Source organism: Enterobacter sp. JMULE2 (assembly GCF_013337145.1).
GTDB lineage: Bacteria > Pseudomonadota > Gammaproteobacteria > Enterobacterales > Enterobacteriaceae > Enterobacter > Enterobacter mori.
Genome location: NZ_SGWD01000015.1, coordinates 384089 through 405485, shown reverse-complemented (window position 1 = coordinate 405485; position 21397 = coordinate 384089). Strand labels below are relative to the sequence as shown.

Below are 21397 nucleotides of genomic sequence, written 5' to 3'. Positions count from 1 at the left end.
ATAGCCCAAAAGCGAATCTTTGCGCATTCTAACAGTAACATTGGAGGTAACAATGATTTTAGGTAACCGATTAACCATAATTATTTAATGGTTAATCAGCAATGAAACAGGTTTACCAGCAGGCGGGTTTTTCCGCGCGGAGGCTTTCCAGTACGGCCTTCAGAGAGAGGCCGTCGGGGAAGATAAGGTCGGGGGCAACTTCAAACAGCGGCCAGAGCATAAAACCGCGGTTTTTCATGTCGTAATGCGGAACGGTGAGGCGTTCGGTATTGATTATCTCGTTGCCAAACAGCATCAGGTCGAGGTCGAGCGTGCGCGGCCCCCAGCGTTCGGCTTTGCGTACGCGACCCTGTTGCAGCTCAATACGCTGGGTATTATCCAGCAGCGTTTCGGCATCCAGAGCCGTATCGAGCACGACGGCGGCGTTCAGGTAATCAGGCTGATCCTGCGGGCCCAGCGGCGGCGTGCGATAAAAAGAGGAGACCGCAATAATCTGGCTTTGCGGGATCTCCCCGAGCGCCTGAACGGCAGCGTTAACCTGCTCCAGCGGAGAGGCCAGATTACTGCCGATGGCGATGTAGGCGAGGGTCACGCTGAGCCTTCGCGACGCGGTGCGCGTTTGCGCGGGCGACGGTGGCGACGACGCGGTTCTGGCTCTTCATCCAGATTGGTCAGCATCCCTTTTTGCTCGGGTGGTGCAGAGACCTGGAATTCGCCCCACCACTGCGCCAGACGCTGCAGCTCCTGGTTCTTTTCAATTTCAGCACGCAGTGCCAGCAGGTCGAACGCGGCGCGGAATTTCGGATGCTCCATCAGCTTCCAGGCGCGTTTGCCCTGGCGACGGGACATGCGCAGCTGAAGTTGCCAGATGTCGCGCACCAGCGTGGTGATACGTTTTGGGATCGCGAGCGTACGACAGGCTTCATCCAGCACGTCGTTTGCCGCCAGCGCAAAGGCATCGTAATAGGCCAGACCGCTTTCCTGCGCAATTCTCTGTGCTGCTTCCAGCAGGGGATACCAGAACATTGCGGCAAACAGGAATGCCGGGTTCACACGCATGTCATTCTGGATGCGGGTGTCGGTATTCTTCAGCACCTGCGCAATAATGCGTTCCATCGGGCTGTCACCGTTTTCGGTAAAGCAGCGCGTGATGGTTGGGAAGAGGGGCTGGAACAGGCTGTATTCGCGCAGCAGATTGTAGGTTTCATACCCGTAACCCGCCTGCAACAGCTTCAGCGCCTCTTCAAACAGACGCGCGGGCGGCACGTCGTTAATCAGCGTTGCCAGACGCGGGATCGGCTCACCGGTCTCAGGACTGATGCGCATGTTTAATTTGGCCGCAAAACGCACGGCGCGCAGCATACGCACGGGGTCTTCGCGGTAACGGGTTTCCGGCGTGCCGATCAGGCGAATCAGGCCTTCTTTCAGGTCCTGCATACCGCCAACGTAATCCCGTACGGTGAAATCCGCCACGCTGTAGTAAAGGCTGTTGATGGTGAAATCGCGGCGCTGGGCATCTTCTTCAATGGATCCGAAGATGTTATCACGCAGCAGCATGCCGTTCTGGCCCTGCTGGGACGTCGTGCGATCGGATACGCCCGCTTCGTGATGGCCACGGAACGTCGCCACTTCGATGATTTCCGGACCAAACATGACGTGCGCAAGGCGGAAACGGCGGCCAACAAGACGGCAGTTACGGAATAATTTGCGCACCTGTTCTGGCGTGGCGCTGGTCGTCACGTCGAAATCTTTTGGTTTTTTGCCCAGCAGTAAATCACGCACCCCACCGCCAACGAGATAGGCCTCGTAGCCTGCTTTATTCAGACGATAGAGCACCTTGAGGGCATTTTCACTGATATCTTTGCGGGAAATAGTGTGCTGCTCACGCGGAATAACCGACATGCGGTTTTGCGCAATAGCGTCGTTAGCCATGCTCTCTTCGCGGCTTAGCACTTTACGGCAAAAATTAGCGACTCGGGTAAAAATAGTACACCTCGTAGTGTGTTTTGTTATGAAAAAAGCGGCTAATCATAGCTCAGCGCAACGCATTTGAGAATGCTGGATTTTTGGCACGGCCTCGAGCGTCCAGTGGGCGACGGCCAGATCCAGCAGTTCGTCTATACGCAAATCCTGCCATTCGTTGGTTACATTTTGGTTGAGAAACCGCAGCGCGTCGATCAAAACAGGGCGCGGATCGCCGCCTGGCAGGGCGGGCGCGTGGTTCTGCTTGGAGAGCTTAACGCCCCGCGCATTGACCGCCAGCGGCAGGTGGATGTAATCCGGCGCTGTCCAGCCAAACTGATGATAAAGCGATATATGCCGCACCGTCGGCTCAACCAGATCCGCCCCGCGCACAATTTCCGTCACGCCCTGGAAATGATCGTCCACCACCACCGCCAGGTTATAGGCGAACAGGCCGTCGCGGCGATGGATGATGAAATCTTCACAGGCAAGACGTTTGTTGGCGTAGATTTCGCCGGAGAGTAAATCGGTAAAGTGCGTCACCGGGGAACGCTGCCGTATACGCACGGCGGCATTTTCAGGACCGTTGTTCAACGTGCGGCAGTGGCCGTCATAGACGCCACCCACGCTTTGAATACGCGCGCGGGTGCAGGTGCAGTAATAGGACAGCCCTTGTTCATAGAGCCACGCCAGACGTTCCCGATAGGCATCATGGCGTTGTGACTGCCACAGTACATCGTCGTCCCAGTGAAGACCGTAATGTTCCAGCTGACGCAGAATCGTTTCTGCTGCACCGGGAACTTCACGCGGAGGATCAATATCTTCAATGCGGACGAGCCATTTGCCCTGGCGGGCGCGAGCTTGCAGGTAGCTGCCGAGCGCGGCAATTAATGAGCCGAAGTGTAATTCACCGGAAGGAGATGGCGCGAAGCGCCCAATATAGTGTGATTCAGACATATCAACAGTAACAAGGCGGGAGAGACTCCCGCCTTTGCAGTAGTTAGAGGGTTGGCATTAGCCAGCCATCTGTTTTTCGCGGATTTCGGCCAGCGTTTTACAGTCGATGCACAGATCGGCGGTTGGACGCGCTTCCAGGCGACGAATGCCGATTTCAACACCGCAGGATTCGCAGTAGCCAAAATCTTCGTCTTCGACTTTTTTCAGCGTTTTCTCGATCTTTTTGATCAGTTTGCGTTCGCGGTCACGGTTACGCAGTTCGAGGCTGAACTCTTCTTCCTGAGCGGCACGGTCTACCGGATCCGGGAAGTTTGCAGCTTCATCCTGCATATGTGTAACGGTGCGATCGACTTCATCCCTGAGTTGATTACGCCATGCTTCAAGAATACGCTTGAAGTGCGACAGCTGGGCTTCGTTCATATACTCTTCGCCCGGTTTCTCTTGATACGGCTCCACCCCAGCGATGGCGAGAATACTCAGGGACGATGTTTTACGGTTTTGCCCTTCTTGCATGTTGCTTCTCCTTAACACGCACTATCGATCCCCGTGTTGGGGGAAAAATCAGGTCGCTATAAATAGCAGATGCTTTTCCGTATGGCAATTATCTAAACGTAACACTTGACAAGCCTGTGAGGAAAAGCGTATTTGCGCACGCGGCCAGAACACATAATAGTCAATCGTCTATTCCCTTATAAGACAATGGGAAGAGAGGATCTCAGAGTCATATTATCGGCAGAAAGTTCCGCTTTATAAGCGAAAACCTCCACCCCCTGCTTTTGTGCCTCATTCAACAATTGCGCGTATTTAGGATCGATATAGCGGGCGGGGGAGAATCGTTCAATGGCTGAATGCAAAACCGCAAACAGCAACACGGCGCGTTTGCCCGCCGCCGCTACACTCATTAGCTCTCGCAGATGCTTCTGGCCACGTAGCGTTACCGCATCCGGAAAGTAGCCATTTTCCTGTTCCGCTAACGTCACTGATTTTACTTCAATATAGCACTCAGGCCGCTCTTCCGCCTGGAGCATAAAGTCAATTCTGCTGCCTTCATCGCCATACTTCACTTCGCTTTTTTGCAGGCTATAGCCTGTCAGTTCAGGGAGAGCATTATTTGTCAGCGCTTCCTTCACTAATTGGTTTGCACGCAATGTATTGACACATATAAACGCCCCGTTTTGCGTCTCGGTCATTTCCCAGGTATGGAGATACTTGCGTTTAGTATTTTCTGATGTGGAATACCAGACCCTGTCACCCGGCGTCGCACAACCGGTCATCGCACCGGTGTTGGGGCAGTGCAGGGTGAGCTGTTCACCTTCGGGTGTGATCACGTCGGCGAGAAAGCGTTTGTAGCGATGGATCAGCGTGGCGTGCTGTAGAGCAGGACTAAACTTCATCGGATTTCCTTAGTGCGTCACCCAACGACCAGCGCTGTAGCGGCGTGTAGCGGGTGCGTCCTTGTGCAAAGACAGATTCATAAAGCGCAAATTCGGTCACCGGAAAGGCCCAGTGGAAGCCCGGTGGCGGAATGGCAACGGCCTGACCGGCATCGCGCAGCAACGTGATATGTGGATGAAACGGCTGCGGGCTCTGGTAACAGCCGCTGCGTGCCGCCTGGGCGCGCAGCATATTTGCCAGCTGTAACAATCCGCGCGGCGGCTGGCGCGTGCCCAGCCAGACCACGCGTGAGCGTAGCCACTGACCGGCATCGTCGAGGTGCAGCGTAAACCCCGGCTGGGAAATGCGTCCGGCCATCGCGGCTAACGCGCGCTGTTTATCCGCGCTTACCTCACCCAGAAAGGCCAGCGTCAGGTGCATATTCGCCGCCGCAACAGGACGACCCGCCTCCGAAGGGAAATGTTCCGCGCGCCAGCGGACGATTTGCCGCTGAAGCGTGGCGGGAAGTTCAATGGCGAAAAACAGTCGTTTCGACTCAGACATACGGAGGACTCGGTAATGATATGCGCCGATGCTACAATGTACGCCGACTAATGTTAACCCTCTGGAGCTGTTAGTGTCCTCATTGCCGGTCGCCGCCGTCCTTCCTGAGCTTCTCGCTGCCCTAAACGATGCCCCGCAGGTTTTGCTGAATGCCCCAACGGGGGCGGGTAAATCCACCTGGCTGCCGCTGCAAATCCTCAAAGAAGGGAATATTCGCGGGAAAATAATCCTGCTGGAGCCGCGCAGGCTGGCGGCGCGTAACGTGGCGCAGCGCCTGGCCGAACTGCTTAATGAAAAACCGGGCGAGACGGTAGGTTACCGGATGCGTGCAGAAACCTGCGTCGGCCCCGCAACGCGCCTTGAAGTGGTGACCGAGGGCATCCTCACCCGAATGCTGCAAAACGATCCTGAGCTGACGGGGATCGGGCTGGTGATCCTGGATGAATTCCACGAGCGCAGCCTGCAGGCGGATTTAGCGCTGGCGCTGCTGCTGGACGTGCAGCAGGGGCTGCGCGACGATCTTCGGCTACTGATTATGTCGGCGACACTCGATAACGAGCGCCTGCAGCAGGCTTTACCTGATGCCCCGGTTATCTCCTCAGAAGGACGGGCGTTCCCGGTTGAACGTCGCTATCAGGCGCTTCCCGCCCATCAGCGTTTTGATGAGGCCGTCGCTATTGCGACGGCAGAGCTGCTGCGCCAGGAACCCGGTTCGCTGCTGCTGTTTTTGCCGGGCGTCGGTGAAATCCAGCGCGTGCAGGAGCAGCTTTCCTCCCGCGTAGGCGACGATGTGCTGCTTTGCCCGCTCTACGGCGCGTTGTCGCTACAGGATCAGCGTAAAGCCATTCTTCCGGCCCCGGCGGGGCAGCGCAAGGTGGTGCTGGCAACCAATATTGCTGAAACCAGTTTGACCATTGAAGGCATTCGTCTGGTGGTGGATAGCGCGCAGGAGAGGGTGGCAAGCTTTGATGCGCGCACCGGGCTAACCAAACTGCTTACGCAGCGCATCAGCCAGGCATCGATGGTGCAGCGTGCGGGCCGTGCGGGGCGTCTTGAGCCGGGCATCTGCCTGCATTTGATGGGCACAGAGCAGGCGGAACGCGCGGCGCAGCAAAGCACGCCGGAAATTTTACAAAGTGATTTGTCTGGCCTGGTCCTGGACCTGCTGCTGTGGGGCTGCCCGAACCCTGAACAGCTCACCTGGCTTAATCCTCCGCCTGTCGTAAACCTCACCGCTGCGCGCAACCTGCTGACGCAACTTGGCGCGCTCGAAGGCGAGCGCCTGACGGCGCGCGGCCAGAAAATGGCGACCTTGGGCAACGAGCCGCGTCTGGCCGCGATGCTGGTGTCAGCGCAGGGCGACGATGAAATTGCAACGGCGGCAAAACTGGCGGCTATTCTTGAGGAGCCGCCTCGCGGTGGCAGCAGCGATCTGGGGCAGGCGTTTTCGCGCAATCAGGGGAACTGGCAGCAGCGGGCGCAGCAGCTGTGCAAACGCCTGAACAGCCGCGGTGGTTCGCCTGACAGCGCGAGTATTGGCTTCCTGCTGACACAGGCCTTCCCGGACCGGATCGCCCGCCGTCGCGGGCTGGACGGACGTTATCAGCTGGCGAACGGCATGGGGGCGATGCTGGACAGCGATGACGCCCTGACGCGCCATGAATGGCTGATTGCACCGCTATTACTGCAGGGCAGCCATTCCCCGGACGCGCGTATTTTACAGGCAATTGCCGTTGATATTGACGCCCTGACGCGCTGCTGCCCGCAATTGCTCCAGCAATCCGATATCGTTGAGTGGGATGATAACCAGGGCACGCTTAAGGCGTTTCGTCGTAGCCAGATCGGTAAGCTGACGTTAGGTACAAAGCCGCTGGCGAAGCCGTCGGAAGAAGAGCTCCATCAGGCCATGCTGAACGGCATTCGCGAAAAAGGGCTGAGCGTATTGAACTGGACGCCAGAGGCCGAGCAGTACCGTATTCGGCTGCACTGTGCCGCACGCTGGCTGCCGGAGTATGGCTGGCCGACGGTTGATGATGAGACGCTGCTGGCTTCCCTGGAAGATTGGCTGCTGCCGCAAATGAGCGGTGTACATTCGCTCAGAGCGCTGAAAGCGCTCGATGTTAAGGCCGCGTTACAGAATTTACTCGACTGGTCATTACGTCAACGTCTGGATAGTGAACTGCCTGGGCATTACACTGTGCCGACCGGAAGCCGGATTGCCATTCGCTATCACGAGGATAATCCTCCGGCGCTGGCGGTAAGGATGCAGGAGATGTTTGGGGAGGCCACCACGCCGTCCATCGCGGAAGGACGCGTTTCTCTGGTACTCGAACTGCTGTCCCCGGCGCATCGCCCGCTGCAGATCACTCGTGACCTGGGGGCGTTTTGGGCGGGAAGCTACCGTGAAGTGCAAAAAGAGATGAAGGGGCGGTATCCCAAACACGTCTGGCCGGACGACCCGGCAAATACGGCGCCGACGAGGCGGACGAAGAAGTATTCGTGAGTAAGGTGAAAGAGGGGAGTGCGGCCTGATGCCCTCACCCCGGCCCTCTCCCACAGGGAGAGGGAGAAAACCAATTTTGAGAGATTTCTTCTTTCATAGAGCTGTGAAAGATAAGAAAATCTGGCCTTTGCGCCTGAATGTTGCGGAGAAAAAGCATGGCGGGGAATGACCGCGAGCCAATAGGACGTAAGGGAAAGCCAACGCGTCCGGCGAAAGAAAAGGTGAGCCGTCGTCGCCTCAGAGATGAGGAGTATGACGATGACTACGAAGACGATTATGAGGATGATGAGCCAATGCCGCGTAAAGGGAAAGGCAAAGGGCGGAAGCCTCGTGGTAAGCGCGGCTGGTTCTGGCTGCTGCTGAAGCTGTTTATTGTTTTTGTGGTGCTGATCGCGATCTACGGCGTGTATCTGGATCAGAAGATCCGCAGCCGTATTGACGGGAAAGTCTGGCAGTTACCTGCGGCAGTCTATGGCCGTATGGTGAACCTTGAGCCGGATATGTCCATCAGCAAGAACGAGATGGTCAAACTGCTGCAGGCGACACAGTATCGTCAGGTCACGAAAATGACCCGCCCAGGCGAGTTTACGGTGCAGGCGAAGAGCATTGAGATGATCCGTCGTCCGTTCGACTTCCCGGACAGCAAAGAAGGGCAGGTGCGCGCGCGTCTGACCTTCGACGGCGATCGCCTGGAAACGATCGAGAACATGGATAACGACCGCCAGTTCGGTTTCTTCCGTCTCGATCCGCGTTTGATCACCATGCTTTCGTCGGCCAACGGCGAGCAACGTCTGTTCGTGGCGCGTAACGGCTTCCCGGACCTGCTGGTGGATACCCTGCTGGCAACCGAAGACCGTCACTTCTACGAGCACGACGGTATTAGCCTTTACTCGATTGGTCGTGCGGTGCTGGCGAACCTGACCGCCGGACGTACCGTCCAGGGGGCAAGTACCCTGACCCAGCAGCTGGTGAAGAACCTGTTCCTCTCCAGCGAACGCTCCTACTGGCGTAAAGCCAACGAAGCGTATATGGCGGTGCTGATGGATGCCCGTTACAGCAAGGATCGTATCCTTGAGCTGTACATGAACGAGGTGTACCTCGGTCAGAGCGGTGATAACGAAATCCGCGGCTTCCCGCTGGCGAGTCTGTACTACTTTGGCCGTCCGGTGGAAGAGCTGAGCCTTGACCAGCAGGCGCTGCTGGTGGGCATGGTGAAAGGGGCGTCCATCTATAACCCGTGGCGTAACCCGAAACTGGCGCTGGAGCGTCGTAACCTGGTGCTGCGTCTGCTGCAACAACAGCAGGTGATCGATCAGGAACTGTACGACATGCTGAGCGCGCGTCCACTCGGCGTTCAGCCGCGCGGCGGCGTGATCTCCCCGCAGCCTGCGTTTATGCAGATGGTGCGTCAGGAGCTGCAGTCTAAGCTCGGTGATAAGGTGAAAGATCTCTCCGGCGTGAAGATCTTTACCACCTTCGACTCCGTGGCGCAGGACGCGGCAGAAAAAGCGGCCGTTGAGGGCATTCCAGCGCTGAAGAAACAGCGCAAGCTGAGCGATCTGGAAACCGCGATGGTGGTGGTTGACCGTAACACCGGTGAAGTTCGCGCCATGGTGGGCGGCGCTGAGCCGCAGTTTGCGGGTTATAACCGTGCAATGCAGGCGCGTCGTTCAATTGGTTCTCTGGCAAAACCGGCGACCTACCTTACCGCGCTGAGCCAGCCGAACCAGTATCGTCTGAATACCTGGATCGCCGATGTACCGATCTCCCTGCGTCAGCCAAACGGTCAGGTGTGGTCTCCGCAGAACGATGATAAACAGTTCAGCGGTCAGGTAATGTTGGTGGATGCGTTAACGCGTTCCATGAACGTACCAACCGTTAACCTTGGTATGGCGCTGGGCCTGCCTGCTATCACCGATACCTGGCAGAAGCTGGGCGTGCCGAAAGATCAGCTGCATCCGGTCCCGGCGATGATTCTGGGGGCGCTTAACCTGACGCCAATCGAAGTGGCGCAGGCGTTCCAGACCATCGCCAGCGGCGGTAACCGTGCACAGCTTTCTGCGCTGCGCTCGGTCATTGCCGAAGACGGTTCTGTGCTCTATCAAAGCTTCCCGCAGGCGGAGCGTGCTGTTCCGGCGCAGGCGGCATATATGACGCTGTGGACCATGCAGCAGGTTGTGCAGCGTGGTACCGGGCGTCAGCTGGGAGCGAAATACCCGGGTCTGCATCTGGCGGGTAAAACAGGTACCACTAACAACAACGTCGATACCTGGTTTGCCGGTATTGATGGCCGTGAAGTGGTGATCACCTGGGTAGGCCGCGACAACAACCAGCCGACCAAACTGTACGGGGCGAGCGGGGCGATGTCGATTTACCAGCGCTATCTGGCGAATCAGTCCCCGGTGCCGCTGAACCTTGTTGCGCCGGAAGATATCGTTGATATGGGCGTTGATGGATCCGGTAACTTTATCTGCGGTGGCGGTATGCGCACGCTGCCGGTCTGGACAACCAATCCAGACTCGCTGTGCCAGCAGAGCCAGCCAGAACAGCCGACGGGCAATCCGTTCGATCAGTCTTCTCAACCTCAGCAGCCGCAGCAACAACAGCCGCAGCAGCAGAATGAGAAGAAGGACAGTGATGGTGTAGCGGGCTGGATCAAGGACATGTTTGGCGGAAACTGATTAGTTTCCTGAATAAAAAAGCCGCTTAGTGATAAGCGGCTTTTTTTTGTGTTTACATTTGTTCTTATTTTAATTTTAGTAAAATTCTAATTAAGAATTATTAATGCATGAGTTTTCTTATTGCAATCAGTATGTTGGTGTTACTTTAAACTATTTCATTCGCCAGTCTGCTGGACACGATAAAGATTAATCTGATGTAATTAAGTTCGTGAGTTTCACTTTCCTCATGGGATGTTCTTATTAATGGTCTTCCGGGGGGGAGTGATACCTCATTTAAAAAAACATTCTGGGGAAAATTATTTTTCCCAGGAATGGATTCCGTTGTAAGCATATATAAGGATGTTGTTATGAATAAGACATTTATTTCTTCTTTATTGGCCGGAAGCGTTATGGCGGCGTTGTCGCTGCCGGTCTTTGCGGCGAATGATTCAGGTACGGTAAATTTCGCCGGAAAAATTGTGGCGGATACCTGCGAGATCAATGTTGATGGTACGGGGACCAATACCTCCACCGTTACATTCGCAGATACTTATCCTTCAGATTTTGGCATCGACGGTCAGGTCGGGACGTCTAAAGCGTTTAAGATTGAAGTGAAAAAATGTGACCCGCTGGTCGCCAACCTGAACCTCAAGTTCAGCGGCACAACAACAGACGCTGCGTACAAGCGTTTGAAGAACGATCTCTCCGGCGCAGGCAACGCCACTAACGTTGGCATCATTGTCAGCAATGATAATGGCTCTACAGGCGATGTGGTCTTCGACGGTTCAGTACCGGATGCGGGCACCGACGTGGCTAACGATGCGACCGGCGCAGCGGCTTCTGTCTTTAACTACACCGCGAAAGTGATTCAGGTCGGTGATACCGCGCCAACCGCGGGTCATTACTCCTCCTCAGCCACATTTGAGGTTGTCTATCGCTAAACAATGACTGGCAGCCTGAACGGCTGCCTTCTGGAATGCTGTATGAAGACGTTATTTAAATTGTTATGTGGCTGTTTAATTATTTCTTGCTGTTCAGTGCAGGCAAGCGTTGTTCTCGGTGGTACGCGAATTATCTATCCATCGAATAAATCTGAAGTACAAATCGCACTTAAAAATAAAGATCCTCATACGCGTTATCTGGTGCAAAGCTGGGTCAGTTATCCCAATGATGCAAAGGCTCCCTTTATTATTACGCCGCCTGTCTATAAGTTGCAGGAAAATCGTCAGACACTGTTACACGTTATTTTTACCGGTGATAAAAACAGCCTGCCGGCAGATCGCGAATCACTGTTTCTGGCGAATGTGAAATCTGTCTCTGCTCTGTCTCCCGACCTGAAAGAGAAGAATACCCTGCAGTTCGCTATGAAAACGCGCCTGAAGCTTTTCTGGCGTCCCGCTCAGTTGAAGGAAGCTGATGCCCTGGGAGCCTATGAAAAGATCACGTTCCATCGTCAGGGGGACACGCTAATCGCAAACAACCCTACGCCTTTTTACGTCTCTTTTGGCGAACTGTCCGTTGGCGGAAAAAGTGTACCGGTGAAAGAGACCAAAACCACGCCGGGTGCCATTTCAATGATGGTTGCACCGTTTAGCAAGCAGAGTTTCGCGCTACCAAAAGCGGCAAATGGCGCGGTGACCTGGACGGCTATTAATGATTTCGGCGCCCAGACTCCTCAACGCAAGCAGGCTCTTTGAATCGATCATGTTGGTAAGTTATGTCGTCATCTTTACTTCACAAACAGGTACTGTCCGGGATCGCGCTGGCGCTGCTCGCCGCGATCCAGCCTGCAAATGCGGATGACGAATTCAACCTGCGGATCCTTGAACTGGATACCCCTCTCGAAAATACCTCCACGCTCAAAAACTTCATCAATGATAACGGGTTACTTGCGGGGAGCTACCCCACGACGATTATGTGGGATCGGGACGTGCTGGATATCCGTACGCTCACCTATGTGATTTCTGACGATAAACAGCATCTGCTGCCGGAACTGACCAAAGCGGACCTGCGTGAATTTGGCGTGAAAGTCGACACGATCCCGGATTTGAAAGAACTGGACGACCAGGCTTACGTTCGGGACATCTCTCATTTCATTGAAAATGCACGCTACGATTACAATCAGGATAACCAGACCCTGAAGCTGGTCATTCCACAGGTCTATCGCGATCGCGCCGCCGCCGGGGCGATTAACCCGAAGTTCTGGGATGACGGTGCACCTGCCGCCTGGACAAGCTATCAGCTCAGCGGTTCTCAGCAGCACTATAGCTCGGGCAATACCTCTTCAACCTGGCTCGGTCTGGAGTCGGGGATTAACCTTGGGGCGTGGCGACTGCGCAATAACAGCACCTGGAGCGACGCTTCCGGCTGGGAGGCTATCGCCAGCACGTTGCAGCGTGACATCAAAGCGTTGAAAAGCCAGCTTGAGATGGGGCAGACCTATACCAATGGCGAGCTTTTTGACAGCGTCCAGATGACCGGCGTGAAGATGGAAACGGACACCGCTATGCTGCCCGTCAGCCAGCAAGGCTTTGCGCCTGTTGTGCGGGGTATTGCTAATAGCGACGCGAAAGTCACCATCAAGCAAAACGGCTACATCATCTATCAAACAAACGTCTCGCCGGGGCCTTTTGAGATCCGCGACTTGAGCCAGGTGACATCCGGCGCCGATCTGGAAGTGACCGTCGAAGAGGCGGATGGCAGCGAGCACAGCTTCATACAGGCCAGCGCCTCGGTGCCAGTGTTACAGCGAGAAGGCGGTTTTAAGTACTCGCTGGCCGCTGGGCGCTATCGTGGTAACGAAGGTGAAGATGAACCTATCTTTGCGCAAGGTACGGCTATCTATGGTCTGCCTTACGGTGTGACGGCCTATACCGGCGCGCTGGGGGCGTCACTGTATCATGCGCTGCTGCTGGGGATTGGTGCCGATCTGGGGCACTTCGGCTCCGCATCTGTCGATCTAACGACCGCTCGTACCGTGTTTGATGACGGGCGTGACGATGCCAGCGGTTTATCGTGGCGGGCTCAGTACTCAAAAGATATTCCCGACACGGATACGACCGTCACGCTTGCCAGCTACCGCTACTCCACCTCGGGGTTTTATACCTTTCAGGAGGCTATCGATCGGCGTGACAGCAAGATCGATGACGGCATTTATACCTACCGCAGAACCTACAACCGCCGTAGCCGCATGCAGCTAAACCTTTCTCAGCGTATTTCAGACTGGGGCTCGGCTTATCTCAACGGCTATCAGCAGGATTACTGGGATATGGACGGCCATGAGCGTAGCGTCAGCGCCGGGCTGAGCTCCAGCTGGCGCGATATCACCTGGTCGATAAGCTACAACCTGACCCGCACGCCGGATGCCGATTCCGACCGGCAAATGGCGTTGACGGTCAACATTCCGTTCTCAAAGTGGCTGCCTGATACCTGGGCAACCTACAGCGCGAATACCGCCAGCGGTGGGTTTGTCTCGCATCAGGTCGGGCTCGGCGGCACCGCGCTGGAGGACAACAAGCTGAGCTACAACCTCCAGCAGAGCTATGCCAATCAGAACACCGGCTACGGCGGCAGCCTGTCCGGGCGTTACCGTGGCGCTTCCGGTGAAGTCGGGATGGGGTACAGCTACGGTGGCGATAACCGACAGTGGAACTATAGCGCGCAGGGCTCGGTTGTTGCCCATGAGCATGGCGTGACGCCGGGACAACCGGTGCGTGACGCCTTCGCCATTGTGCACATCAATAAGGGCGAAAACGTCAAGGTGCAAAACGGGCGTGGCATTTATACCGATGCTTTTGGCAATGCGATTGTCCCCTCTCTGACGGCCTATCGACATAACACCATCACGGTGAATACCCAGGATCGGCAGGATATTGATATTGACGCGGCAACACAGGATCTCGTGCCGACGAAAGGGGCAGCCATAAAGGTCTCGTTCGAAGCACGCGTTGGACGGCGCGCGCTGGTGACTCTGCTCTTTGCGGGCAAGCCTGTTCCGTTTGGCGCAGTGGTTGCGCTGGATACCACCACCGCCATTGTCGGAGATGGCGGAGAAGCCTATCTGACGGGGCTTCATGACAAAACGACGTTCAGCGTGCAGTGGGGAGAAGAGGCTGAACAACAGTGTCAGGGGGAAATCGACATGCCCGACGACGGCGTGACTGACATGGTTAAGGCAACGGTAACGTGCAGGTGAATAAGGAAACCCGATGAGCCAACGTATGACGATACACTCCCTTTGCGCAGGGGTTGCGCTGCTGATCGCCACCGTTTTTCTGCATCCGGCGTATGCTAACTGCACCTTCACAGGCGAGGGGGGAAAGGACGGGGTGGTTACGTTCCAAATCCCACCCGCGATTGTTCTCGATCCCGATACGCCGGTGGGGACGGTGATTTATGATAACAACGCGGAAAGCGGCGAAGTCAGAGTGGATTGCGGCGGCGCTGACGCCCAGATTCGACGAGGGTATCTGACGCTAACGGAGGGGGATGCTCGCGAAGATGTGTTGCCGGGAGTGTATAAAACGAACGTGCCGGGGATTGGGATCCGCGCGGCCTCTTCTTCCGAGCAATTTCCGGATTATACTGAAGAAAACCTGACTCGCCCGTGGCATAGCGTTGGATCGATTCACGGCTATTCTCATTACACATCCGTTTTTCGTGCCGCCGCGCAGCTCATCGTCATTGGCGATATTCAGGAGGGGTATCTGGATACCTCGCGGTTAACCGCTCAGGATACGTTAGGGGGAGTCGTGATTGGTGAAATGCGTTTTTCGCCCACCAGCGTTCATATCACCACCAACACCTGTAATCTGGTCGACCGTAACATCTATGTGCCCCTAAAAACGGTTAATGTGCAGGATTTTAACGGACAATACTCAGACATTCTCACCGACGGCAGTTTTAAGATTGAAATCACCGACTGCGCGGCGGGGACAAAGGTCGATTATCAGTTCACCAGCGCGGGTTCGACGGGGGTGACGAACGGTAATATCCTCGGCATTGCCGCAGGAGATTCCGCCGCTGCGGGTGTCGGCATCCAAATTCTCGACAAGAACGATACGGTGCTGCAGTTTGACCAGAACTACACGACGATAACCAGTACGCAGGACAAAGTCCCCGTTGAAATCCCCCTTAAGGCGCGCTACGTCAAAACGGGGGAGGTTAAAGCGGGCAAAGTCGATTCCGTCGCCACGTTCGAAGTGTTTTACCGTTAATCCTTTCCGCCCGTTTCAGCGGGCTTTAGCGATCATTTCGCTAACTCCATTAACCCCCTGTTTTCATCTGGTTAATTCTTAAACCCTTAAATCTTGTAGGGCCGCTTACTGCTTGCTATGCAAGCAGCGTTTCGCATATTATTCTGCGGTCATAATAATAATTCTCGTTTACGTTATCATTCACTTTTCCATCAGAGAACAACATGGCGCTTTCCAATACTGCTCAGCCAATTAACACGTCGCTGCGTAAAATCGCGGTTGTCGTAGCCACAGCGGTTGCCGGCATGTCTACTTACGCACAGGCTGCCGAAACCCCGAAAAAAGAAGAAACCATCACCGTTACTGCCGCACCTGCTGCGCAGGAAAGTGCCTGGGGACCAGCGCCGACAATTGCAGCAAAACGGACCGCGACAGCGACCAAAACCGATACTCCAATTGAGAAAACCCCGCAGTCCATTTCCGTGGTAACACGTGAAGAAATGGACATGAAACAGCCGGGTACGGTTAAACAGGCTCTGGCCTATACGCCGAGCGTATTTTCAACGCGCGGCGCATCAACGACCTATGATGTAGTTTCTATTCGTGGTTTCACCACCTCCAGCACCGTAAACACCAACCAGTATCTGGATGGCATGAAGCTGCAGGGTGATAACTATTCTGAAGCCTCTATGGATCCCTATTTCCTTGAGCGCGTTGAACTGCTGCGTGGTCCTACTTCCGTGCTGTATGGTAAAAGCCACCCGGGCGGAGTGGTGAGTATGGTGAGCAAGCGCCCAACCACGGAGCCGCTGAAAGAAATTCAGTTCAAAATGGGAACGGATAACCTGTGGCAAACCGGGTTTGACTTCAGCGATGCGATTGACGATGACGGCGTATGGGCGTATCGCCTCACCGGTCTGGGGCGCAGCGAAAATGCGCAGCAGGAAATGGTGAAGTCTACCCGCTACGCGATTGCGCCTTCCTTCAGCTGGCGTCCTGATGATAAAACCGATTTTACTTTCCTGAGCAACTTCCAGAGCGATCCGGATGCGGGCTATTACGGCTGGCTGCCGCGGGAAGGCACCGTTGTGCCTTACTACGACGCCAACGGCAACGCGCATAAACTGCCGACTGATTTCAATGAAGGCGAGGAAGATAACAAGATCTCCCGTCGTCAGAAGATGGTGGGGTATAGCTTCTCGCATCAATTCGACGACACCTTCACCGTGCGTCAAAATCTGCGCTACAGCAAAATCAATACCCTTTACCGCTCAGTCTACGGCAATGGCTATATCGCCCCGGCACAAATCAGCCGTGCCTATGTCCGTTCTGATGAAAATCTGAATTCTTTCACGGTTGATACGCAGCTTCAGTCCAAATTTGCAACCGGCGCAGTTGATCATACCCTGTTAACGGGTGTCGATTACCTCCGCATGCGTAATGACATTAACGCTGACTATGGCACCGCCGATCCTATCAGCATGACGAAGCCTGAGTACGGTAATCCGAACGTCGATGTTTACTACCTGTATCAGATGCTTAACCGTCAGGAGCAAACGGGCCTGTACGCTCAGGACCAGGCTGAATGGGATAAGTGGGTGCTCACGATGGGTGGCCGCTATGACTTTGCAAAAACGTCAGCCCTGAATCGCGCCAGCGGAACCACCGCGGAAATTAACGACCAGGCATTCACCTGGCGCGGGGGGATTAACTACCTGTTCGACAACGGTATCACGCCGTACTTTAGCTACAGCGAATCTTTCGAACCGGTTTCCGGGACGACCCAGGACGGTAAGCCGTTCGATCCGGCTCGCGGCAAGCAGTACGAAGCGGGCGTGAAGTATGTCCCGAAAGATCTACCTGTTGTTGTCACTGCTGCGGTGTACCAGCTGACCAAGAATAACAACCTGACCGCCGATCCTGCGAACCCGACCAGCGGCTTTAGCGTGCAGGGTGGAGAAATCCGTTCCCGTGGCTTCGAACTGGAAGCGAAAGCGGCCGTGTCTGCCAACGTGAACGTGACGGCATCCTACAGCTACACCGATGCGGAATATACGCACGACACCTGGTATGAAGGACGTCGCCCGGCGGAAGTACCACGTAATATGGCCTCTCTGTGGGCGGATTATACCTTCCACGAAACGGCGCTGAGCGGGCTGACTGTCGGTGCGGGTACCCGTTATATCGGCAATACCGTGTCCTACTACTCCGCCGCCTCACCGAAAGCCTACGAGTCGTTTAACGTTGCGGGCTACGCGCTGGCAGATGCGACGGTGAAATACGATCTGGCGCGCTTCGGAATGCCGGGCTCTTCAGTCGGCGTCAACGTGAACAACATCTTTGACCGCGAGTATGTTTCCAGCTGCTACAGCGAATATGCATGCTACTGGGGAGCAGGACGTCAGGTTGTTGCCACCGCGACCTTCCGCTTCTAATCTCTCTTCGGGCACGGTTCGCCGTGCCCTTTTATTTAAGTTGGCTGATATGCAGGATAATCAAACGCAATCCGACACCACCTTTTCGCTCAGTAATCTCTCCTTTCGCGTACCCGGACGCACCCTGCTGCATCCGCTCTCACTGACCTTTCCTGCTGGTAAAGTCACTGGCCTGATTGGTCACAATGGCTCCGGTAAGTCCACGTTGCTTAAGATGCTTGGACGCCATCAGCCGCCGTCGGAAGGCGATATCCTGCTGGACGGTCAGCCGCTGGAAAGCTGGAACAGCAAGGCCTTTGCCCGCAAGGTGGCGTATCTGCCGCAGCAGTTACCGCAGGCAGAAGGGATGACGGTGCGTGAGCTGGTGGCGATTGGTCGTTATCCGTGGCACGGGGCGCTTGGTCGCTTCGGCGTGGCCGACAGAGAGAAAGTGGAAGAGGCGATTGCGCTGGTAGGATTAAAGCCGCTGGCGCACCGTCTGGTGGATAGCCTGTCCGGCGGTGAGCGTCAGCGCGCGTGGATTGCGATGCTGGTGGCGCAGGACAGCCGTTGCCTGCTGCTCGACGAACCGACCTCTGCGCTGGATATTGCCCACCAGGTCGACGTTCTGGCGCTGGTGCATCGTTTAAGCCAGCAGCGTGGGCTAACGGTGATTGCGGTACTGCATGATATCAACATGGCAGCGCGCTACTGTGATTATCTCGTCGCGCTGCGCGGTGGCGAAATGATTGCGCAGGGAACGCCGTCCGAGCTGATGCGCAGCGAAACGCTGGAAACCATTTACGGTATTCCGATGGGGATTTTGCCTCACCCAGCCGGGGCTGCACCGGTGAGCTTCGTCTACTGATGCTGGATTCAATCTCAATGAGCCGCCGTCGCCTGCTGATGGCGATGGCGCTGTCACCGCTGCTGTTAAAAATGAATACTGCCCGTGCCGCCGGGATAGATCCGCATCGGATTGTGGCGCTGGAATGGCTGCCGGTCGAGCTGATGATGGCGCTCGGCGTCACGCCGTATGGTGTGGCGGACATTCCTAACTATAACCTCTGGGTGAACGAGCCGAAGCTGCCGGACTCGGTCATCGACATCGGCCTGCGAACGGAGCCAAACCTCGAACTGCTTACCCAGATGAAACCGTCGTTCCTGTTCTGGTCAGCGGGCTACGGTCCGTCAGAAGAGACCATGGCGCGCATTGCGCCAGGACGCGGATTTTCTTTCAGCGACGGTAAAAAACCGCTGGCTATGGCAAAAAACTCCATTAACGAGATGGCTCATTTCCTCAACCGCGAGGCGGAAGCCAAAAAACACCTCGACGAATTTGATGCCCTGATTGACTCCCTGAAGCCGCGCTTTGCTCACCGGGGCGACCGTCCTTTACTGATGGTGACGCTGCTGGATGCCCGGCATATGCTGGTCTTCGGCAATAACTGCCTGTTCCAGGAAGTGCTCGACAGCTTCGGTATTCGCAACGCCTGGGAAGGGGAGATGACCTTCTGGGGCAGTACCGCCGTCGGCATTGATCGCCTGGCGGCATTTCGCGATGTGGACGTGCTGTGCTTCGATCACGGCAACGAGCGCGAAATGCAAACCCTGATGGCGACCCCGCTCTGGCAGGCGATGCCGTTCGTACGCGAGAAACGTTTCCTGCGCGCGCCGGCGGTGTGGTTCTACGGCGCGACGCTGTCGGCGATGCATTTTGCCCGCGTGCTGGACACCGCGATGGGAGGCAAGGCATGAGTACGCGTATTGCCCGTTTCCCGGCGCTTCTTCTGACGCTGCTTTGCCTTGTCGCGCTGGCGTTAACCTGGTTCAACCTCTCGACCGCGTTACCGCGCGAACAGTGGGGCGCTGGCTTTGCCGCGCCGGATATCGATAATATTCAGCAAATGCTGTTCCACTACAGCCTGCTGCCGCGTCTGGCGATCTCCCTTTTAGTCGGTGCTGGTTTAGGGCTGGTGGGCGTGCTGTTCCAGCAGGTTTTACGTAACCCGCTGGCCGAACCGACCACGCTGGGGGTCGCAACCGGCGCACAGCTTGGGATCACCATTACCACGCTGTGGGCGCTACCGGGTGCGTTAACCTCGCAGTTTGCAGCACTCGCGGGGGCATGCGTGGTGGGCGCGCTGGTCTTTGGCGTGGCGTGGGGTAAACGTCTTTCACCGGTCACGCTGATCCTCGCGGGTCTGGTGGTCAGCCTTTACTGCGGGGCGATCAACCAGCTGCTGGTGCTGTTCCATCACGATCAGCTGCAAAGCATGTTCATGTGGAGTACCGGGACGCTCACCCAGACCGACTGGAGCATCGTGCAGCGCCTGTGGCCACAGTTGATTGGCGGCGTGGTGCTGACGCTGCTGCTGCTACGTCCGCTGACCCTAATGGGGCTGGACGACGGCGTGGCGCGCAATCTGGGTCTTGCCCTGTCGCTGGCGCGTCTGGGCGCGCTGGCGCTGGCGATTGTGCTAAGTGCTTTGCTGGTAAACGCGGTCGGCATCATCGGGTTTATCGGCCTGTTTGCGCCGCTGCTGGCGAAAATGCTCGGGGCGCGTCGTTTGCTGACGCGTCTGATGCTGGCGCCACTGATTGGGGCGCTGATCCTCTGGCTTTCCGATCAAATGATTCTCTGGCTGGCGCGAGTCTGGATGGAAGTGTCTACCGGGTCGGTGACCGCACTCGTCGGTGCGCCGCTGCTGCTGTGGCTGCTGCCGCGCCTGCGCAGCATGAGCGCGCCCGCCATGGATGCGGGTGATAAGGTCCATGCTGAACGGCAGTCGGTCCTGTGGTTTAGCCTGGCGGGACTGGCGGTGCTGATCATTGCCTCGTTCGCGGCGCTCTCCTTCGGACGCGATGCCTCAGGTTGGCATTGGGCAACGGGTGATTTACTCAACGAACTGCTGCAGTGGCGCTGGCCACGTATCTTCGCTGCGCTGATCGCAGGCGTGATGCTGGCGGTAGCGGGGTGCATTATTCAACGTCTCACCGGCAACCCGATGGCAAGCCCGGAAGTCCTGGGTATCAGTTCTGGCGCGGCGTTTGGTGTGGTCCTTATGCTGTTCTTCGTGCCGGGCAATGCGTTTGGCTGGCTACTGCCTGCCGGAAGTATCGGTGCGGCGGTCACGCTGATGATTATCCTGATTGCTGCCGGTCGCGGCGGATTTTCACCTCACCGTATGCTGCTGGCCGGGATGGCGCTGAGCACCGCCTTCACGATGCTGCTGATGATGCTGCAGGCCAGCGGCGATCCGCGTATGGCGAAGATCCTGACATGGATTTCTGGCTCAACCTACAATGCCACCGGCAGTCAGGTTGTCTGGTCAGGGATCGTCATGATCGCGCTGCTGGCGGTAGTTCCGCTGTGCCGTCGCTGGATGACCATCCTGCCGCTTGGCGGTGAAACCGCGCGTGCGGTGGGGATGGCGCTGACGCCAGCGCGCGTGGCGCTGCTGCTGCTGGCTGCGTGCCTGACGGCGACGGCAACCATGACGATTGGACCGCTGAGTTTTGTGGGGTTAATGGCGCCACATATTGCCAGAATGATGGGCTTCCGCCGGACGATGCCGCATATCGTGATGTCGGCCCTGACGGGCGGAGTAATGCTGGTGTTCGCGGACTGGTGCGGAAGAATGGTGCTGTTCCCGTATCAGATCCCTGCGGGTCTGCTGTCGACCTTTATCGGTGCGCCGTACTTTATTTATCTGTTGAGAAAGCAGAGCCGGTAGTCAGGTGCGGCCTGATGCCCTCACCCCGGCC

The 21397-nt window shown here is 56.3% G+C and carries 16 protein-coding genes; 10 read left to right on the top strand and 6 right to left on the bottom strand.

Annotated features, from left to right (window positions below; all coding sequences use genetic code 11):
• Positions 1-112: 112 nt before the first annotated feature.
• From folK to thpR, 6 genes are all read right to left on the bottom strand, one after another.
• Positions 113-592 (bottom strand): 2-amino-4-hydroxy-6-hydroxymethyldihydropteridine diphosphokinase, encoded by a 480-nt coding sequence (gene folK / locus EXW94_RS19880; RefSeq protein WP_174340805.1) that lies wholly within the window; start codon positions 590-592, stop codon positions 113-115.
• On the bottom strand, positions 589-1986 hold the full coding sequence (pcnB, locus tag EXW94_RS19875; RefSeq protein WP_108417062.1) for a polynucleotide adenylyltransferase PcnB: 1398 nt from the start codon (positions 1984-1986) through the stop codon (positions 589-591). Before pcnB ends, folK begins: the two co-directional genes overlap by 4 nt.
• Before the next feature lie 42 nt (positions 1987-2028).
• Positions 2029-2919 (bottom strand): tRNA glutamyl-Q(34) synthetase GluQRS, encoded by an 891-nt coding sequence (gene gluQRS / locus EXW94_RS19870; RefSeq protein ID WP_174340804.1) that lies wholly within the window; start codon positions 2917-2919, stop codon positions 2029-2031.
• Between the two features lie 57 nt (positions 2920-2976).
• Complete coding sequence (gene dksA, locus EXW94_RS19865) at positions 2977-3432, bottom strand: RNA polymerase-binding protein DksA (protein WP_001155232.1); 456 nt, start codon at positions 3430-3432, stop codon at positions 2977-2979.
• Positions 3433-3608: 176 nt separating this feature from the next.
• Positions 3609-4313, bottom strand: coding sequence for a DNA/RNA nuclease SfsA (gene sfsA / locus EXW94_RS19860; protein ID WP_174340803.1), 705 nt, complete (start codon positions 4311-4313; stop codon positions 3609-3611).
• Positions 4303-4857 (bottom strand): RNA 2',3'-cyclic phosphodiesterase, encoded by a 555-nt coding sequence (thpR, locus tag EXW94_RS19855; protein WP_042716977.1) that lies wholly within the window; start codon positions 4855-4857, stop codon positions 4303-4305. Before thpR ends, sfsA begins: the two co-directional genes overlap by 11 nt.
• A 73-nt stretch (positions 4858-4930) precedes the next feature.
• Here thpR and hrpB point away from each other — a divergent pair, with 73 nt between their 5' ends.
• The 10 genes from hrpB to fhuB all read left to right on the top strand — a co-directional run bounded on the left by hrpB (position 4931) and on the right by fhuB (position 21366).
• Positions 4931-7360: an ATP-dependent helicase HrpB gene (hrpB, locus tag EXW94_RS19850; protein WP_174340802.1), complete on the top strand. Its 2430-nt coding sequence runs from the start codon at positions 4931-4933 to the stop codon at positions 7358-7360.
• Positions 7361-7515: 155 nt separating this feature from the next.
• Complete coding sequence (gene mrcB / locus EXW94_RS19845; RefSeq protein WP_174340801.1) at positions 7516-10041, top strand: bifunctional glycosyl transferase/transpeptidase; 2526 nt, start codon at positions 7516-7518, stop codon at positions 10039-10041.
• Positions 10042-10388: 347 nt separating this feature from the next.
• Positions 10389-10961, top strand: coding sequence for a fimbrial protein (locus tag EXW94_RS19840; RefSeq protein ID WP_174340800.1), 573 nt, complete (start codon positions 10389-10391; stop codon positions 10959-10961).
• 42 nt (positions 10962-11003) lie between these two features.
• Positions 11004-11717, top strand: a complete 714-nt coding sequence (locus EXW94_RS19835; protein WP_108417055.1) for a molecular chaperone — start codon at positions 11004-11006, stop codon at positions 11715-11717.
• Positions 11718-11737: 20 nt separating this feature from the next.
• Positions 11738-14215 (top strand): fimbria/pilus outer membrane usher protein, encoded by a 2478-nt coding sequence (locus tag EXW94_RS19830; protein ID WP_174340799.1) that lies wholly within the window; start codon positions 11738-11740, stop codon positions 14213-14215.
• Between the two features lie 13 nt (positions 14216-14228).
• The gene (locus tag EXW94_RS19825; RefSeq protein ID WP_174340798.1) at positions 14229-15236 is read left to right on the top strand and encodes a fimbrial protein; all 1008 of its coding nucleotides are present in this window, start codon (positions 14229-14231) and stop codon (positions 15234-15236) included.
• Positions 15237-15439: 203 nt separating this feature from the next.
• Complete coding sequence (gene fhuA / locus EXW94_RS19820; RefSeq protein WP_174340797.1) at positions 15440-17650, top strand: ferrichrome porin FhuA; 2211 nt, start codon at positions 15440-15442, stop codon at positions 17648-17650.
• A gap of 49 nt (positions 17651-17699) precedes the next feature.
• A complete protein-coding gene (fhuC, locus tag EXW94_RS19815; protein WP_108417052.1) occupies positions 17700-18497 on the top strand; it encodes a Fe3+-hydroxamate ABC transporter ATP-binding protein FhuC in 798 nt (265 codons plus the stop codon).
• Entirely contained in the window at positions 18497-19387 is an 891-nt protein-coding gene (gene fhuD / locus EXW94_RS19810) for a Fe(3+)-hydroxamate ABC transporter substrate-binding protein FhuD (protein WP_174340796.1), read from the top strand. The genes fhuC and fhuD overlap by 1 nt, the downstream gene beginning before the upstream one ends.
• Positions 19384-21366 carry a Fe(3+)-hydroxamate ABC transporter permease FhuB gene (fhuB, locus tag EXW94_RS19805; protein WP_174340795.1) on the top strand — a complete coding sequence of 661 codons (1983 nt, stop codon included), beginning with the start codon at positions 19384-19386 and terminating at the stop codon, positions 21364-21366. Before fhuD ends, fhuB begins: the two co-directional genes overlap by 4 nt.
• Positions 21367-21397: the final 31 nt, after the last annotated feature.

Coding starts and splice junctions, on each gene's coding strand:
- fhuB (WP_174340795.1), top strand. CDS start 19,384: ATGAGTACGCGTATTGCCCGTTTCCCGGCGCTTCTTCTGACGCTGCTT.
- sfsA (WP_174340803.1), bottom strand. CDS start 4,313: ATGAAGTTTAGTCCTGCTCTACAGCACGCCACGCTGATCCATCGCTAC.
- EXW94_RS19830 (WP_174340799.1), top strand. CDS start 11,738: ATGTCGTCATCTTTACTTCACAAACAGGTACTGTCCGGGATCGCGCTG.
- mrcB (WP_174340801.1), top strand. CDS start 7,516: ATGGCGGGGAATGACCGCGAGCCAATAGGACGTAAGGGAAAGCCAACG.
- gluQRS (WP_174340804.1), bottom strand. CDS start 2,919: ATGTCTGAATCACACTATATTGGGCGCTTCGCGCCATCTCCTTCCGGT.
- EXW94_RS19825 (WP_174340798.1), top strand. CDS start 14,229: ATGAGCCAACGTATGACGATACACTCCCTTTGCGCAGGGGTTGCGCTG.
- EXW94_RS19835 (WP_108417055.1), top strand. CDS start 11,004: ATGAAGACGTTATTTAAATTGTTATGTGGCTGTTTAATTATTTCTTGC.
- dksA (WP_001155232.1), bottom strand. CDS start 3,432: ATGCAAGAAGGGCAAAACCGTAAAACATCGTCCCTGAGTATTCTCGCC.
- thpR (WP_042716977.1), bottom strand. CDS start 4,857: ATGTCTGAGTCGAAACGACTGTTTTTCGCCATTGAACTTCCCGCCACG.
- fhuC (WP_108417052.1), top strand. CDS start 17,700: ATGCAGGATAATCAAACGCAATCCGACACCACCTTTTCGCTCAGTAAT.
- fhuD (WP_174340796.1), top strand. CDS start 18,497: ATGCTGGATTCAATCTCAATGAGCCGCCGTCGCCTGCTGATGGCGATG.
- EXW94_RS19840 (WP_174340800.1), top strand. CDS start 10,389: ATGAATAAGACATTTATTTCTTCTTTATTGGCCGGAAGCGTTATGGCG.
- fhuA (WP_174340797.1), top strand. CDS start 15,440: ATGGCGCTTTCCAATACTGCTCAGCCAATTAACACGTCGCTGCGTAAA.